The organism is Serratia sp. CY29653 (genome assembly GCF_052169255.1).
GTDB lineage: Bacteria > Pseudomonadota > Gammaproteobacteria > Enterobacterales > Enterobacteriaceae > Serratia > Serratia sarumanii.
In genome coordinates, this window is record NZ_JBJNLC010000009.1 from 1 (window position 1) to 16,200 (window position 16,200).

The 16,200-nt window shown below is 53.9% G+C and carries 12 protein-coding genes and 1 pseudogene; 12 read left to right on the top strand and 1 reads right to left on the bottom strand.

What is annotated here, in order from left to right:
• The 12 genes and pseudogenes from tuf to ACJ8HN_RS23830 form a co-directional block, all read left to right on the top strand.
• Positions 1 to 342 (top strand): annotated as a pseudogene (tuf, locus tag ACJ8HN_RS23775) (elongation factor Tu); the annotation flags it as partial.
• A 260-nt stretch (positions 343 to 602) separates the two neighbouring features.
• Positions 603 to 986 (top strand): preprotein translocase subunit SecE, encoded by a 384-nt coding sequence (gene secE, locus ACJ8HN_RS23780; RefSeq protein ID WP_004929916.1) that lies wholly within the window; start codon positions 603 to 605, stop codon positions 984 to 986.
• A gap of 1 nt (position 987) precedes the next feature.
• A complete protein-coding gene (gene nusG / locus ACJ8HN_RS23785) occupies positions 988 to 1,533 on the top strand; it encodes a transcription termination/antitermination protein NusG (protein ID WP_004929914.1) in 546 nt (181 codons plus the stop codon).
• 165 nt (positions 1,534 to 1,698) lie between these two features.
• The gene (gene rplK, locus ACJ8HN_RS23790) at positions 1,699 to 2,127 is read left to right on the top strand and encodes a 50S ribosomal protein L11 (RefSeq protein ID WP_015376316.1); all 429 of its coding nucleotides are present in this window, start codon (positions 1,699 to 1,701) and stop codon (positions 2,125 to 2,127) included.
• A gap of 3 nt (positions 2,128 to 2,130) precedes the next feature.
• A complete protein-coding gene (gene rplA, locus ACJ8HN_RS23795) occupies positions 2,131 to 2,835 on the top strand; it encodes a 50S ribosomal protein L1 (protein ID WP_033636720.1) in 705 nt (234 codons plus the stop codon).
• 338 nt (positions 2,836 to 3,173) lie between these two features.
• Positions 3,174 to 3,671, top strand: a complete 498-nt coding sequence (rplJ, locus tag ACJ8HN_RS23800; protein ID WP_004929905.1) for a 50S ribosomal protein L10 — start codon at positions 3,174 to 3,176, stop codon at positions 3,669 to 3,671.
• A gap of 63 nt (positions 3,672 to 3,734) precedes the next feature.
• Positions 3,735 to 4,100, top strand: coding sequence for a 50S ribosomal protein L7/L12 (rplL, locus tag ACJ8HN_RS23805; protein ID WP_004929903.1), 366 nt, complete (start codon positions 3,735 to 3,737; stop codon positions 4,098 to 4,100).
• Positions 4,101 to 4,432: 332 nt separating this feature from the next.
• Positions 4,433 to 8,461, top strand: coding sequence for a DNA-directed RNA polymerase subunit beta (gene rpoB, locus ACJ8HN_RS23810; protein WP_033636721.1), 4,029 nt, complete (start codon positions 4,433 to 4,435; stop codon positions 8,459 to 8,461).
• 118 nt (positions 8,462 to 8,579) lie between these two features.
• Positions 8,580 to 12,803 carry a DNA-directed RNA polymerase subunit beta' gene (gene rpoC / locus ACJ8HN_RS23815; RefSeq protein WP_021505232.1) on the top strand — a complete coding sequence of 1,408 codons (4,224 nt, stop codon included), beginning with the start codon at positions 8,580 to 8,582 and terminating at the stop codon, positions 12,801 to 12,803.
• A gap of 167 nt (positions 12,804 to 12,970) precedes the next feature.
• Positions 12,971 to 13,417 (top strand): GNAT family N-acetyltransferase, encoded by a 447-nt coding sequence (locus ACJ8HN_RS23820; protein ID WP_033655330.1) that lies wholly within the window; start codon positions 12,971 to 12,973, stop codon positions 13,415 to 13,417.
• Complete coding sequence (locus ACJ8HN_RS23825; RefSeq protein WP_033655328.1) at positions 13,417 to 13,881, top strand: oxidoreductase; 465 nt, start codon at positions 13,417 to 13,419, stop codon at positions 13,879 to 13,881. Before ACJ8HN_RS23820 ends, ACJ8HN_RS23825 begins: the two co-directional genes overlap by 1 nt.
• A 1-nt stretch (position 13,882) precedes the next feature.
• Positions 13,883 to 15,157 carry a sensor histidine kinase gene (locus ACJ8HN_RS23830; RefSeq protein ID WP_033636723.1) on the top strand — a complete coding sequence of 425 codons (1,275 nt, stop codon included), beginning with the start codon at positions 13,883 to 13,885 and terminating at the stop codon, positions 15,155 to 15,157.
• Here ACJ8HN_RS23830 and ACJ8HN_RS23835 read toward each other — a convergent pair.
• Complete coding sequence (locus ACJ8HN_RS23835) at positions 15,143 to 15,922, bottom strand: helix-turn-helix domain-containing protein (RefSeq protein ID WP_033636724.1); 780 nt, start codon at positions 15,920 to 15,922, stop codon at positions 15,143 to 15,145. The genes ACJ8HN_RS23830 and ACJ8HN_RS23835 overlap by 15 nt on opposite strands.
• Between the last annotated feature and the right edge of the window lie 278 nt (positions 15,923 to 16,200).

The window sequence follows — 16,200 nt, forward strand, 5'->3', positions numbered from 1 at the left end:
ATCAAGCGTGAAGAAATCGAACGTGGTCAGGTACTGGCGAAGCCAGGCTCTATCAAGCCACACACCCAGTTCGAATCTGAAGTGTACATCCTGAGCAAAGATGAAGGTGGTCGTCACACGCCATTCTTCAAAGGCTACCGTCCACAGTTCTACTTCCGTACAACTGACGTGACCGGTACCATCGAACTGCCAGAAGGCGTAGAGATGGTAATGCCAGGCGACAACGTGAACATGGTTGTAACCCTGATTCACCCAATCGCGATGGACGACGGTCTGCGTTTCGCAATCCGTGAAGGCGGCCGTACCGTTGGCGCAGGTGTTGTTGCTAAAGTTATCGCTTAATCGCTGATAAAGTTTGACGCGACACGCGGTAAAAGGGCATCATTTGATGCCCTTTTTCTACGCTGTGAACTAGAACCTATCTCATCAGCGATTTTGCAGTCATAATCATTGGTGAGATGGGCTCTTAAACCGTATTGACTGAAATACGTCATGGCGTAAAACACCGGGATAGCGCTGAAGCGGTATCCGATCGGTTTGGTTTGCCTCGCAATGCGAGGCAAAGTTGTTTGTTCTGAATCATCATTGTGACAGGTTGGTTTATGAGTGCGAATACCGAGGCTCAAGGGAGCGGACGCGGCCTGGAAGCGGCAAAGTGGCTGATCGTCGCCGTTCTGTTGGTTGTGGCTATTGTCGGTAACTATTACTACCGTGATTTAAGCCTGCCATTGCGCGCGCTGGCAGTTGTGCTGATCATCGCCGTTGCAGGTGCAGTGGCTCTGATGACCACCAAAGGCAAAGCCACCGTTGCGTTTGCCCGCGAAGCGCGTACCGAAGTACGTAAAGTGATTTGGCCAACTCGTCAGGAAACGCTACACACCACGTTGATCGTTGCCGCGGTAACCGCCGTGATGTCACTGATTCTGTGGGGGCTGGATGGTATTCTGGTCCGTCTGGTGTCGTTTATTACTGGCCTGAGGTTCTAAAATGTCTGAAGCTCCAAAAAAACGTTGGTACGTCGTTCAGGCGTTTTCCGGTTTTGAAGGTCGCGTAGCACAATCGCTGCGTGAACACATCAAACTGCACGATATGGAAGAGTTGTTCGGCGAAGTGATGGTGCCTACGGAAGAAGTGGTTGAAATCCGTGGCGGCCAACGTCGCAAGAGCGAGCGTAAATTCTTCCCTGGCTACGTGCTGGTGCAGATGGTGATGAATGACGCCAGCTGGCACCTGGTGCGCAGCGTACCGCGCGTCATGGGGTTCATCGGCGGTACGTCTGACCGTCCAGCGCCGATCAGCGATAAAGAAGTTGATGCGATCATGAACCGCCTGCAGCAGGTTGGTGACAAGCCGCGTCCGAAAACGCTGTTCGAACCGGGCGAGCTGGTGCGCGTCAACGACGGCCCGTTTGCCGATTTCAACGGCGTGGTCGAGGAAGTCGATTACGAGAAGAGCCGCCTGAAAGTTTCCGTTTCCATCTTTGGCCGTGCAACGCCGGTGGAACTGGACTTCAGCCAGGTTGAGAAAGGCTGATCGAATAATCAGCAACGAGTGGCCCGTAGCCGCTTGTCAAAGGCGCGAAATTGAACTACAATTTCGCGCCTTTTGTTTTTAGATGCCTTGCCTGATGCATGTTGGGCGGGGTGAAACACGGGGAGCCTCTTGCGAGGCGATACTACCCAAACCGAGGAAATTTAAATGGCTAAGAAAGTACAAGCCTACGTCAAGCTGCAAGTTGCAGCTGGTATGGCGAACCCGAGCCCACCAGTGGGTCCAGCTCTGGGTCAGCAGGGCGTTAACATCATGGAATTCTGTAAGGCATTCAACGCTAAGACTGACAGCGTTGAAAAAGGTCTGCCGATTCCGGTTGTTATCACCGTTTATTCTGATCGCTCCTTCACTTTCGTTACCAAAACCCCGCCAGCAGCAGTTCTGCTGAAAAAAGCGGCTGGTATCAAGTCTGGTTCCGGTAAGCCGAACAAAGACAAAGTAGGTAAAGTGACTCGTGCTCAGGTACGTGAAATCGCAGAAACCAAAGCTGCGGACATGACTGGTTCTGACGTTGAAGCGATGACTCGCTCCATCGAAGGTACCGCTCGTTCCATGGGCCTGGTAGTGGAGGATTAAGAGATGGCTAAGCTGACCAAGCGCATGCGCGTGATCCGTGACAAAGTTGATGCTACTAAACAGTATGACATCGCTGAAGCTGTTGCTCTGCTGAAAGAGCTGGCCACCGCTAAATTCGTAGAAAGCGTTGACGTTGCCGTTAACCTCGGCATCGACGCTCGTAAATCTGACCAAAACGTTCGTGGCGCTACCGTTCTGCCACACGGCACCGGTCGTTCCGTTCGCGTTGCCGTATTTGCCCAAGGCGCTAACGCTGAAGCAGCAAAAGCTGCTGGCGCAGAGCTGGTAGGTATGGACGATCTGGCTGACCAGATCAAGAAAGGCGAAATGAACTTCGACGTTGTTATTGCTTCCCCGGATGCAATGCGCGTTGTAGGTCAACTGGGCCAGATCCTGGGTCCACGCGGCCTGATGCCAAACCCGAAAGTGGGTACCGTTACTCCGAACGTTGCTGAAGCAGTGAAAAACGCTAAAGCAGGTCAGGTTCGCTACCGTAACGACAAAAACGGCATCATCCATACCACTATCGGTAAGGTTGATTTCGACGCAGACAAACTGAAAGAAAACCTGGAAGCCCTGCTGGTTGCGCTGAAAAAAGCAAAACCTTCTCAGGCGAAAGGCATGTACATCAAGAAAGTTAGCCTCTCCACCACCATGGGTGCTGGCGTTGCTATCGATCAGAGCGGTCTGTCTGCTGCAGCGAACTAATCGCATTTGCGATTATCGCTTTGACTTGGGGCCAAGATTTGTCTAGAATCTTATGCCCCAAGGTTTTGCTATTGGCTATGCCGTAGGCAAAACAAAGATTTTTCGGTTGGAGCCTGGCCTATCCAGGCCTCCGTCCAAGACCGCAGGTGTATCGCAAGATACTTAATCCTTCCTGCGTAGACGGTGACAGAGCCTAAGAAAATTTTTCTTTTTTATAAAAGAATGTCTTTGCTGGATTCTGCTCACCGTGTTAAGCCGCTCGGCGTGGCGTTTTACAAAGCGCCGAGTGAAGTGAGTTCCGGGGGATTTTCCCCGGCTAATCCAGGAGCAAAAAGCTAATGGCATTAAATCTTCAAGACAAACAAGCGATTGTTGCTGAAGTCAGCGAAGTAGCCAAAGGCGCGCTGTCTGCGGTTGTTGCGGATTCCCGCGGCGTTACCGTAGATAAAATGACTGAACTGCGTAAAGCAGGTCGTGAAGCTGGCGTTTACATGCGTGTTGTTCGCAACACCCTGATGCGTCGCGTAGTTGAAGGCACTCCATTCGAATGCCTGAAAGACACGTTTGTCGGTCCAACCTTGATTGCATTCTCTCACGAACACCCGGGCGCTGCTGCTCGTCTGTTCAAAGAGTTCGCGAAAGCGAATGCAAAATTCGAGGTTAAAGCTGCGGCCTTTGAAGGTGAGCTGATCCCAGCGGCGCAAATCGACCGCCTGGCGACGCTGCCAACTTACGAAGAAGCGATCGCACGCCTGATGGCAACCATGAAAGAAGCCGCTGCCGGCAAACTGGTTCGCACTCTGGCTGCAGTACGCGATCAGAAAGAAGCGGCGTAAGCCATTCTTTCTTAGCCTTTGCTAACGTATTTAAACTATTTCTGAATTTTAGGAACAATTGTTATGTCTATCACTAAAGACCAAATCCTGGAAGCAGTTGCCGCTATGTCCGTAATGGACGTTGTTGAACTGGTTTCCGCTATGGAAGAAAAATTCGGCGTTTCTGCTGCTGCTGCTGTAGCTGTAGCTGCTGGCCCGGCTGAAGCTGCTGAAGAGAAAACTGAATTCGACGTTATCCTGAAAGCTGCTGGCGCTAACAAAGTTGCTGTTATCAAAGCAGTACGTGGCGCTACCGGCCTGGGTCTGAAAGAAGCTAAAGACCTGGTTGAATCTGCTCCAGCCGCTCTGAAAGAAGGCGTGAGCAAAGATGACGCAGAAGCTCTGAAAAAATCTCTGGAAGAAGCTGGCGCTGAAGTTGAAGTTAAATAAGCCAACCTTTCCGGTTGCAGCCTAGTCTTTTAGGCTGATGGCTGGTGACTTTTTAGTCACCAGCCTTTTTGCGCTGTAGGGCGCCAGTAGCGTTTCACACTGTTTGGCTGCTGGTTTCGCCTCCCAATGTTTGTTTCTATTGACGACTTAATATACCGCGGTCTTTGCACTACCAGGAGTTCTGGGGGAAGACGCGATGAAATGGTTTAAGCGTGATAGCAAGAGACATTGCGGAAAGTGTTCCCGCTTTCCGGTCGACAAAACGGTGTTGCATGAACTGTCCCTAATCGGACGGACAGATTGGGTCACTGATCAGCGAGCTGAGGAACCCTATGGTTTACTCCTATACCGAGAAAAAACGTATTCGTAAGGATTTTGGTAAACGTCCACAAGTGCTGGACATACCATATCTCCTTTCTATCCAGCTTGACTCGTTCCAGAAGTTTATCGAGCAAGATCCAGAAGGGCAGTACGGCCTTGAAGCCGCATTCCGTTCTGTTTTCCCTATCCAGAGCTACAGTGGCAATTCGGAGCTGCAATACGTTAGCTACCGTCTTGGTGAGCCGGTCTTCGACGTCAAAGAGTGCCAGATCCGTGGTGTGACGTTCTCTGCACCGCTGCGCGTAAAACTGCGCCTGGTTATCTATGAGCGCGAAGCGCCTGAAGGTACGGTCAAAGACATCAAGGAACAAGAAGTCTACATGGGCGAAATTCCGCTCATGACCGAAAACGGCACCTTTGTGATCAACGGTACTGAGAGGGTTATCGTATCTCAGTTGCACCGTAGTCCTGGCGTATTCTTCGACAGCGATAAGGGCAAAACCCACTCCTCGGGTAAAGTGCTGTACAACGCACGCATCATCCCTTACCGCGGTTCATGGTTGGACTTCGAGTTCGATCCGAAGGACAACCTGTTCGTGCGTATTGACCGTCGCCGCAAACTGCCTGCGACCATCATTCTGCGCGCGCTGAACTACACCACTGAACAGATCCTCGACCTGTTCTTTGACAAGATCGTCTTCGAAATCCGTGACAACAAGCTGCAGATGGAGCTGGTGCCAGAGCGCCTGCGTGGTGAGACCGCTTCGTTCGACATCGAAGCCAACGGCAAGATCTACGTAGAGAAAGGCCGTCGCATCACCGCTCGTCATATCCGTCAGCTGGAAAAAGACGACATTCAGAGCATTGAAGTACCGGTAGAGTACATCGCGGGCAAAGTGGTCGCGAAAGACTATATCGATACCAATACCGGCGAACTGATCTGCGCAGCCAACATGGAGCTGTCGCTGGATCTGCTGGCCAAGCTGAGCCAGTCCGGCCACAAGCGCATCGAAACGCTGTTCACCAACGATCTGGATCACGGCGCGTATATCTCTGAAACGCTGCGCGTCGATCCGACCACCGATCGTCTGAGCTCGTTGGTAGAAATCTACCGCATGATGCGCCCTGGTGAGCCGCCAACGCGCGAAGCTGCCGAAAGCCTGTTCGAGAACCTGTTCTTCTCCGAAGACCGCTACGATCTGTCCGCGGTTGGCCGTATGAAGTTCAACCGTTCTCTGCTGCGCGACGAGATCGAAGGTTCGGGCATCCTGAGCAAAGACGACATCATCGAAGTGATGAAGAAGCTCATCGATATCCGTAACGGCAAGGGCGAAGTGGACGATATCGACCACTTGGGCAACCGTCGTATCCGTTCCGTCGGCGAGATGGCCGAGAACCAGTTCCGCGTAGGTCTGGTGCGTGTTGAGCGTGCGGTGAAAGAGCGTCTGTCTCTGGGCGATCTGGATACCCTGATGCCTCAGGACATGATCAACGCCAAGCCGATTTCGGCGGCGGTGAAAGAGTTCTTCGGCTCCAGCCAGCTGTCCCAGTTCATGGACCAGAACAACCCGCTGTCCGAGATCACGCACAAGCGCCGTATCTCCGCACTGGGCCCGGGCGGTCTGACCCGTGAGCGCGCCGGCTTTGAAGTTCGAGACGTACACCCGACCCACTACGGCCGCGTGTGCCCAATCGAAACGCCGGAAGGTCCAAACATCGGTCTGATCAACTCCCTGTCCGTGTACGCACAGACTAACGAGTATGGCTTCCTGGAAACCCCGTACCGCCGCGTGCGTGACGGCGTGGTGACCGATGAAATCAACTACCTGTCTGCTATTGAAGAAGGCAACTTCGTTATCGCCCAGGCGAACTCCAACCTGGATGAAGAAGGCCGCTTCGTAGAAGACCTGGTCACCTGCCGCAGCAAAGGCGAATCAAGCCTGTTCAGCCGCGACCAGGTTGACTACATGGACGTATCCACCCAGCAGGTTGTTTCCGTTGGTGCTTCACTGATTCCATTCCTGGAACACGATGACGCCAACCGTGCATTGATGGGTGCGAACATGCAACGTCAGGCCGTACCAACCCTGCGCGCTGACAAGCCGCTGGTTGGTACCGGTATGGAACGCGCCGTAGCGGTTGACTCCGGCGTAACCGCCGTTGCCAAACGCGGCGGTGTTATCCAGTACGTGGATGCTTCCCGTATCGTTATCAAAGTTAACGAAGACGAGATGTACCCGGGCGAAGCAGGTATCGATATTTACAACCTGACCAAGTACACCCGTTCTAACCAGAACACCTGCATCAACCAGATGCCGTGTGTGAATCTGGGTGAGCCAATCGAGCGCGGCGACGTGCTGGCGGATGGCCCATCGACAGACCTGGGCGAACTGGCACTGGGCCAGAACATGCGCGTAGCGTTCATGCCTTGGAACGGCTACAACTTCGAAGACTCCATCTTGGTCTCCGAGCGCGTGGTGCAGGAAGATCGCTTCACCACCATCCACATCCAGGAACTGGCGTGCGTGTCTCGCGACACCAAGCTGGGGCCTGAAGAGATCACCGCCGACATCCCTAACGTGGGTGAAGCTGCGCTCTCCAAGCTGGATGAATCCGGTATCGTGTATATCGGTGCTGAAGTGACCGGCGGTGACATTCTGGTCGGTAAGGTAACGCCTAAAGGCGAAACCCAGCTGACGCCGGAAGAGAAACTGCTGCGTGCGATCTTCGGTGAGAAAGCGTCTGACGTTAAAGACTCTTCTCTGCGTGTACCGAACGGCGTTTCCGGTACGGTTATCGACGTGCAGGTCTTCACCCGCGATGGCGTGGAAAAAGACAAGCGCGCGTTGGAAATCGAAGAGATGCAGCTGAAGCAGGCGAAGAAAGACCTGACTGAAGAACTGCAGATCCTGGAAGCCGGCCTGTTTGCGCGTATCCACGCGGTGCTGGTTGCCGGTGGCATCGAAGCCGACAAGCTGAGCAAGCTGCCGCGCGATCGCTGGCTGGAACTGGGCCTGACCGACGAAGAGAAGCAAAACCAGCTGGAGCAGCTGGCTGAGCAGTACGACGAACTGAAATCCGACTTCGAGAAGAAGCTGGAAGCCAAGCGTCGTAAGATCACTCAGGGCGACGATCTGGCGCCGGGCGTGCTGAAAATCGTCAAGGTTTATCTGGCCGTTAAACGTCAGATCCAACCAGGTGACAAGATGGCGGGCCGCCACGGTAACAAGGGTGTTATCTCCAAGATCAACCCGATCGAAGATATGCCTTACGATGAAAACGGCACGCCGGTAGACATCGTACTGAACCCGCTGGGCGTACCATCACGTATGAACATCGGTCAGATCCTGGAAACCCACCTGGGTATGGCTGCGAAAGGCATCGGTGAGAAGATCAACCAGATGCTGAAGCAGCAGCAGGAAGTGGCCAAGCTGCGTGAGTTCATCCAGAAGGCCTACGATCTGGGCGACGACGTTTGCCAGAAAGTTGACCTGAACACCTTCAGCGACGACGAAGTGCTGCGTCTGGCAGAGAACCTGAAAAAAGGTATGCCGATCGCAACGCCGGTGTTTGACGGTGCGAAAGAGACTGAAATCAAGCAACTGCTGGAAATGGGCGGTATCCCGACCTCCGGTCAGATCACGCTGTTCGATGGCCGTACCGGTGAGCAATTCGAGCGCCAGGTTACTGTCGGCTATATGTACATGCTGAAACTGAACCACTTGGTTGACGATAAAATGCACGCCCGTTCAACCGGTTCTTACAGCTTGGTGACTCAGCAACCTCTGGGTGGTAAAGCGCAGTTCGGTGGTCAACGCTTCGGTGAGATGGAAGTGTGGGCACTGGAAGCATACGGCGCGGCTTATACCCTGCAGGAAATGCTCACCGTTAAGTCGGATGACGTTAACGGCCGTACCAAGATGTACAAAAACATCGTGGATGGCGACCACCGGATGGAGCCAGGCATGCCGGAATCCTTCAACGTACTGTTGAAAGAAATCCGCTCGCTCGGCATCAACATCGAACTGGAAGACGAGTAATCGTCATTCCGGCTCAGGCTCCCCGCCTAAGGGAGCCTGAGGGTGGTTGTTCAGGTCACACGGGTACCTACTGCGGTTGTGGGTACCCAACAGGTTTAACTCCGACAGGAGCCAATCCGTGAAAGACTTATTGAAGTTTCTGAAAGCGCAAACTAAGACCGAAGAGTTTGATGCGATCAAGATTGCTCTGGCCTCGCCAGACATGATCCGTTCGTGGTCGTTCGGTGAAGTTAAGAAGCCGGAAACCATTAACTACCGTACGTTCAAACCAGAGCGTGACGGCCTTTTCTGCGCCCGTATCTTCGGGCCGGTAAAAGATTACGAGTGCCTGTGCGGTAAGTACAAGCGCTTGAAACACCGCGGCGTGATCTGTGAGAAGTGCGGCGTTGAAGTGACCCAGACCAAAGTGCGTCGTGAGCGCATGGGCCACATCGAGCTGGCTTCGCCGACCGCGCACATCTGGTTCCTGAAATCGCTGCCATCCCGCATCGGTTTGCTGCTGGATATGCCGCTGCGTGACATCGAACGCGTACTGTACTTCGAATCCTATGTGGTGGTCGAAGGCGGTATGACCAACCTCGAGCGTCGTCAGATCCTGACCGAAGAGCAGTATCTGGACGCGCTGGAAGAGTTCGGTGACGAATTCGACGCCAAGATGGGTGCGGAAGCTATTCAGGCCCTGTTGAAAAACATGGATCTGGAAGCCGAGTGCGAGCAGCTGCGTGAAGAGCTGAACGAAACCAACTCCGAAACCAAGCGCAAGAAGCTGACCAAGCGTATCAAGCTGCTGGAAGCGTTCGTGCAGTCCGGTAACAAACCGGAGTGGATGATCCTGACCGTGCTGCCGGTACTGCCGCCGGATCTGCGTCCTCTGGTTCCGCTGGATGGCGGTCGTTTCGCGACCTCGGATCTGAACGATCTGTATCGCCGCGTGATCAACCGTAACAACCGTCTGAAACGCCTGCTGGATCTGGCTGCGCCGGACATCATCGTGCGCAACGAAAAGCGTATGCTGCAAGAAGCGGTAGACGCCCTGCTGGATAACGGCCGTCGCGGTCGTGCCATCACCGGTTCCAACAAACGTCCTCTGAAATCTTTGGCCGACATGATCAAAGGTAAGCAGGGTCGTTTCCGTCAGAACCTGCTCGGTAAACGCGTTGACTACTCCGGCCGTTCCGTAATCACCGTAGGTCCATACCTGCGTCTGCATCAGTGCGGTCTGCCTAAAAAGATGGCGCTGGAGCTGTTCAAACCGTTCATCTACGGCAAGTTGGAGCTGCGTGGCCTGGCCACCACCATCAAAGCCGCCAAGAAAATGGTTGAGCGTGAAGAAGCCGTCGTTTGGGATATCCTGGACGAAGTGATCCGCGAACACCCGGTACTGCTGAACCGTGCACCAACCCTGCACCGTTTGGGTATCCAGGCGTTTGAACCGGTTCTGATCGAAGGTAAAGCGATCCAGCTGCACCCGCTGGTTTGTGCGGCCTATAACGCCGACTTCGATGGTGACCAGATGGCCGTTCACGTACCGCTGACGCTGGAAGCCCAGTTGGAAGCGCGTGCGCTGATGATGTCCACCAACAACATCCTGTCCCCTGCGAACGGCGAGCCAATCATCGTTCCTTCTCAGGACGTTGTACTGGGTCTGTACTACATGACCCGCGACTGTGTTAACGCCAAGGGCGAAGGCATGGTGCTGAACGGTTCCAAAGAAGCTGAGCGTGTTTACCGCGCCGGCCTGGCGTCTCTGCATGCGCGCGTTAAAGTGCGTATCACCGAAGACGTCAAAAACGCCGAAGGCGAATGGACTTCTCAGACCAGCATCATCGACACCACCATCGGCCGCGCCATCCTGTGGATGATCGTACCGAAAGGTCTGCCGTACGCGATCGTTAACCAGCCTTTGGGCAAGAAAGCGATCTCCAAGATGCTGAACACCTGTTACCGCATCCTGGGCCTGAAGCCGACCGTTATCTTTGCTGACCAGATCATGTACACCGGTTTTGCTTACGCAGCCCGTTCCGGCGCTTCCGTAGGTATCGACGACATGGTTATCCCGGCCAAGAAAGCGGAGATCATCGAAGAAGCGGAAACCGAAGTTGCCGAGATCCAGGAGCAGTTCCAGTCTGGTCTGGTTACCGCCGGCGAACGCTACAACAAAGTGATCGATATCTGGGCTGCAGCGAACGAACGCGTTGCGAAAGCGATGATGGAAAACCTGTCGGTAGAAGACGTGGTTAACCGTGACGGCGAAGTGGAACAGCAAGTTTCCTTCAACAGCATCTTTATGATGGCCGACTCCGGTGCGCGTGGTTCCGCCGCTCAGATTCGTCAGCTGGCCGGTATGCGTGGTCTGATGGCGAAGCCGGACGGCTCCATCATCGAAACGCCAATCACCGCGAACTTCCGTGAAGGTCTGAACGTACTCCAGTACTTCATCTCCACCCACGGTGCTCGTAAAGGTCTGGCGGATACTGCACTGAAAACCGCGAACTCCGGTTATCTGACCCGTCGTCTGGTTGACGTGGCGCAGGATCTGGTTGTGACCGAAGACGACTGTGGCACCCACGACGGCATCCTGATGACTCCGGTTATCGAAGGTGGCGACGTGAAAGAGCCGTTGCGTGAACGCGTTCTGGGCCGTGTGACGGCAGAAGACGTCCTCAAGCCGGGTACGGCGGACATTCTGGTGCCACGCAACACCCTGCTGAACGAGAAGGCGTGTGACCTGTTGGAAGAGAACTCTGTCGACAGCGTTAAAGTCCGTTCCGTGGTGAGCTGTGAAACCGACTTTGGTGTGTGCGCAAACTGCTATGGTCGCGACCTGGCACGTGGCCACATCATCAACAAAGGTGAAGCCATCGGCGTTATCGCGGCACAGTCCATCGGTGAGCCGGGTACACAGCTGACGATGCGTACGTTCCACATCGGTGGTGCGGCATCTCGTGCGGCTGCTGAATCCAGCATCCAGGTGAAAAACAAGGGTAGCATCAAGCTGAGCAACGCGAAGTTCGTTATGAACGCTGCGGGCAAGCTGGTGATCACCTCGCGTAACACCGAACTGAAACTGATCGACGAATTCGGCCGTACCAAAGAAAGCTACAAGGTGCCTTACGGTGCCGTGATGGGCAAAGGCGACGGTGAAGAAGTTAACGGCGGCGAAACCGTTGCTAACTGGGATCCGCACACCATGCCGGTCATCAGTGAAGTCAGCGGCTTCATTCGCTTCGCGGACATGGTCGACGGCCAGACCATTACTCGCCAGACCGACGAACTGACCGGTTTGTCTTCTCTGGTAGTTCTGGACAGCGCAGAGCGTACCGGTAGCGGTAAAGACCTGCGTCCGGCACTGAAAATCGTTGACGCTCAGGGCGAAGACGTATTGATCCCAGGCACCGATATGCCTGCTCAATACTTCCTGCCGGGCAAAGCGATCGTTCAGCTGGAAGACGGCATTCAGATCGGTGCGGGTGATACCCTGGCGCGTATTCCTCAGGAATCCGGCGGTACCAAGGATATTACCGGTGGTCTGCCGCGCGTTGCCGACCTGTTCGAAGCACGTCGTCCGAAAGAGCCGGCAATCCTGGCTGAAATCAGCGGGATTATCTCGTTCGGTAAAGAGACCAAAGGCAAACGTCGCCTGGTGATCTCTCCGCTGGACGGCAGCGACGCTTACGAAGAGATGATTCCGAAATGGCGTCAGCTTAACGTGTTCGAAGGCGAAGTGGTGGAACGTGGCGACGTCGTATCCGACGGCCCAGAGTCTCCGCACGACATTCTGCGTCTGCGTGGCGTGCATGCGGTTACCCGCTACATCACCAACGAAGTGCAGGAAGTTTACCGTCTGCAAGGCGTTAAGATTAACGATAAGCACATCGAAGTTATCGTTCGTCAGATGCTGCGTAAAGGCACTATCGTTAGCGCTGGTGGCTCCGAGTTCCTGGAAGGCGAGCAGGCTGAAGTGTCTCGCGTCAAGATTGCCAACCGTCAGTTGGAAGCTGAAGGTAAGATCCCGGCAACCTTCTCGCGCGATCTGCTGGGTATCACCAAGGCTTCCTTGGCGACCGAGTCCTTCATCTCCGCTGCATCGTTCCAGGAAACGACGCGCGTTCTGACCGAAGCTGCCGTAGCCGGCAAGCGTGATGAACTGCGTGGCCTGAAAGAGAACGTCATCGTGGGGCGTCTGATCCCAGCCGGTACCGGTTACGCTTATCATCAGGATCGCATGCGTCGCCGTGCTCAGGGTGAAGCGCCGGTTGTTCCGCAAGTCAGCGCGGAAGAAGCGACGGCTAACCTGGCCGAGCTGCTCAACGCAGGCCTGGGCGGCAGCGACGACGAGTAATCGTCATCCGCGCCGCGGGCCCGGCATGCCGGGCCCATTGCCAGATAAACCGCTCCCTCGGGGGCGGTTTTTTTTCGCCTCATGCCGGGGCCGAGCAAACTTTGCTACTATGGTTACAGCAGAAATTGACCGGCGCTTTTTACCTGACAACCAAGGACAGTGCGAACATGGACAGCCTCATTACCTTCGAAAAATTGACGGCGCAACACCTGCCTTACCTGTATGAGATCCGCTTTTCCGTTGAGGAAAACCTGCTGCATCCGCATCAGATCCAGTATCTGCAGCGCAAACAGGCGCTGGAGGACATCAACCAGGGCGGCGGCTGGATCTGCAAGCATGGCGACGACTATGCCGGCGTTGGCTTCGGGCTATTCATCCCTGAACCGCTGATCGGCGGCCTGTTCGTGAAGCCGGAATACCAGTCGAAGGGGATCGGCTCCGCCTTGCTGGCACGGATCACTCACTGGATGTTTGAACACGGTGCCGAAGCGATCCACTTAACCACCGATCCCGGCTCCAAAGCCGAAGGCTTTTATCAACATCACGGCTGGGCCGTGGTCGGGCAGGATGAATTCGGCCAGGTCGAACTGGTGAAACGCAAAGAGGGTGACTGATGAAAATCAACGGATTGATGACGTTACTGCTGCTTTCGCTGTTCAGCGCGCCGCTGTATGCGGCCGTTGACTATTTTTACCTGAAGCCGCTCGACGGCGAGAAGATCAAGATAACCCGGCAGATGCTGGAGGCGATGCCGTCGCACACGATTAAAACCTCGACCAATTTCACCCCGGAAGATACGTTCACAGGCGTTGAGCTTGCGGAGCTGGTGAAAGCCTATCATCTGAAAGGCCAGTCGGTGCGCGCTTTCGCCTGGGATGATTACTCCTATTCGATGCCGATTGACGAGATGACTAAATACCGCGTGATCGTCGCCTATCAGCGCGGCGGCAAGCCGATCGACGTTGGGGAACTGGGGCCGTTCGCCATTATTTATCCGCGCGATAGCTACGCCGAGCTGAATAACCTGGATGTGAACGCGAAAACCGTCTGGCAAGTTAAACGGTTGGAGCTGAAATAAGATGAGCAAAAAACTGATCGGTACTCTTATCGCGTTGGTTGCCATCTTCTCCTTATTGATTTTGTTGATTGCCATTAACTTCGGCGGCGTAAAAGAACGCTATAAGCAGATCGAGCCCAATCTGGACAACTACTCGGTGGCCGAGATCCTCTTTCTGGCGTTTGAAAGAACCAAAACCGCGCTGCTGCTCAGTGAAAACAACGACTACGACGCCTTCCAGATCAAAAAGAAAATCTTCTACTCGAAGATTCAGATCCTGGAGAGCCGTTCGACCTTCAGCGACTCTTTTTATTACGACGACGAGTTCATCAAGAATGTTGCGCTGCTGAAGCAGCAGTACCGCACGTTGGACGATCTCTCCGCCGGCTTGCTGGTGGGGCAGAAAAACAAGGCGGACATTCTCTCTTATATGGATGATATCGAGGGCACGCTGGTCGATATCCAGGAAATTATTTATCGGATACAGATTAAAAACTTTACCGAAGTGAAAGGCATCATCCAGGAGAATTCGAGTAAAGCCGAGATGTTCGCCCTCTTTTCGTTGATTTTGGTGTTTCTGATGATGTTCCTGGTGCTGAGAAATGCCTTCTCGTTAAAAGAGATCATCAAGAACAAGAACATCTTTATCTCTTCCATCTACCACGAGATCGCCGGCTCGACTCAGGCCATCGTCATTGCCGCGGATATCATGGAGCACGAGCTGGCGCAGGAAGAGTTGAAAAAAGAAGCCCGCCTGATCTCCTATCACGGCAATAAGATCGCCGAACAAACGCGCGAGGTGATGGATTATTCGCGGCTTGAGATGGGGGAAGTCAAAATCAATATTTCCACCTTCCGGCTGAATGAGGTGGTGGACGATGCCGTAACCGGCATCGGCGCCGGGCGCGGCAATCGCCTCGTGATTCACCGTTCGTCTTATGCCGGCCTGATTGGTTCTGATAAATACAAGCTCTACCGAATATTGGCCAACCTGCTCAGCAACGCGGACAAATTTACCCACCGCGGCGCGATAACCCTTAACGTGAAGGTATGTCACGGCAATCTGTATTTGCGAGTAAAAGACACCGGCATCGGGTTTAACGTTAAAAATCTGGATCGGTTGTATAAGGCGTTCAATCAGGGGGTGGAAAGGGAAACGCGGCAGGGGTTGGGGCTGGGGCTGACCATTATCAAAAATTACGTCACGACGATGAAAGGTACCATTAAAGCCAAATCCGTCGAAGGAGTGGGCTCATCGTTTTTGATCCGCATCCCGGTCAAACTAATTAAAGAATAGGTTCGACAGCAGCAGCGAGGAGATAATCAGCGGCTTGGTCGGTTTTTCCACCAGATGTACGTCATAGTGCAGGATCATATCGCCGATGTTTTTCTCGTAGTGATTCAGCTGGCCGGTCAGAATGATGATGCGGGCGTGCGGATCGAGGGCGTCTTTAATTTTCTTCACAACGCGTTCGGAGGTCTCGCCGAAATCCAACAGCCAGTCCAGAATAAACGCCTCAAAGGACTGCTGTTCCAGCGCGGCCAGCATGGCGTCCGCCGTCTGAAAGGTCTCAGTCTCGATGCCGTATCGGCTGGCGATCTTCTTCAACAGTTCGAGAATATCCCCATCATTGTCCAGGATAGCGATACGCGGGGCCGGCAGAAAGTCTATCTTGTTGACTTTGTACAGCGGAGCCTCGGCGGCATGTTCCCGATTGGTGTTGATGATGAAAAGATCGTCTTTTTTGCAGGCGTAGGTTTCGTCGTTGTCCGCTTGCGTGACCGGGCGCTCGTCAACCTCAATATTGCAGCGCTTGTGAATGCTGTTCATGATAAAGACGGCGTTATGCGTCCTTTGGCCGGCAAACGGCTCGTTGAAGTACTGAAATACCTTTTTGACTTCATCGAGGGTGATGCCTCTTTTGCCATCCAGCTTCTGTTTGGCGCTGTTGTACTGAAGGTTCAGTATGTTGGCCATCGTGGAGGCATGCTTTCTGTCGCCAACTCCTTTCAGAGTGAGCAACGCGCTGATTGCATCGATGTAATTTGGCGTTTTCTTCATGACAACCTTGGCTTTTTTTGATGTTGACCGCGAGCGCTGAAAAACCTGCGCGAGGACCCGTGCTGGATTATAGATGATGACTGGGGGTTGCAGCGATATCAGTTTGATTTTGCTTGTCAAACTCAAAATACACTCGATGCTAAATAAAAAAACACTCAAAAGACATTCACATTTAATCGTTTGTATGGTTAATTAGCGCACATACTGTGTGATTCGCGTCCTGGGGGGGTGCCAGTCTCACAAAATAAACCGCCTGCTCTTGTCCGTAAGCAGGGAGC

Coding starts and splice junctions, on each gene's coding strand:
- secE (WP_004929916.1), top strand. CDS start 603: ATGAGTGCGAATACCGAGGCTCAAGGGAGCGGACGCGGCCTGGAAGCG.
- nusG (WP_004929914.1), top strand. CDS start 988: ATGTCTGAAGCTCCAAAAAAACGTTGGTACGTCGTTCAGGCGTTTTCC.
- rplK (WP_015376316.1), top strand. CDS start 1,699: ATGGCTAAGAAAGTACAAGCCTACGTCAAGCTGCAAGTTGCAGCTGGT.
- rplA (WP_033636720.1), top strand. CDS start 2,131: ATGGCTAAGCTGACCAAGCGCATGCGCGTGATCCGTGACAAAGTTGAT.
- rplJ (WP_004929905.1), top strand. CDS start 3,174: ATGGCATTAAATCTTCAAGACAAACAAGCGATTGTTGCTGAAGTCAGC.
- rplL (WP_004929903.1), top strand. CDS start 3,735: ATGTCTATCACTAAAGACCAAATCCTGGAAGCAGTTGCCGCTATGTCC.
- rpoB (WP_033636721.1), top strand. CDS start 4,433: ATGGTTTACTCCTATACCGAGAAAAAACGTATTCGTAAGGATTTTGGT.
- ACJ8HN_RS23820 (WP_033655330.1), top strand. CDS start 12,971: ATGGACAGCCTCATTACCTTCGAAAAATTGACGGCGCAACACCTGCCT.
- ACJ8HN_RS23825 (WP_033655328.1), top strand. CDS start 13,417: ATGAAAATCAACGGATTGATGACGTTACTGCTGCTTTCGCTGTTCAGC.
- ACJ8HN_RS23830 (WP_033636723.1), top strand. CDS start 13,883: ATGAGCAAAAAACTGATCGGTACTCTTATCGCGTTGGTTGCCATCTTC.
- ACJ8HN_RS23835 (WP_033636724.1), bottom strand. CDS start 15,922: ATGAAGAAAACGCCAAATTACATCGATGCAATCAGCGCGTTGCTCACT.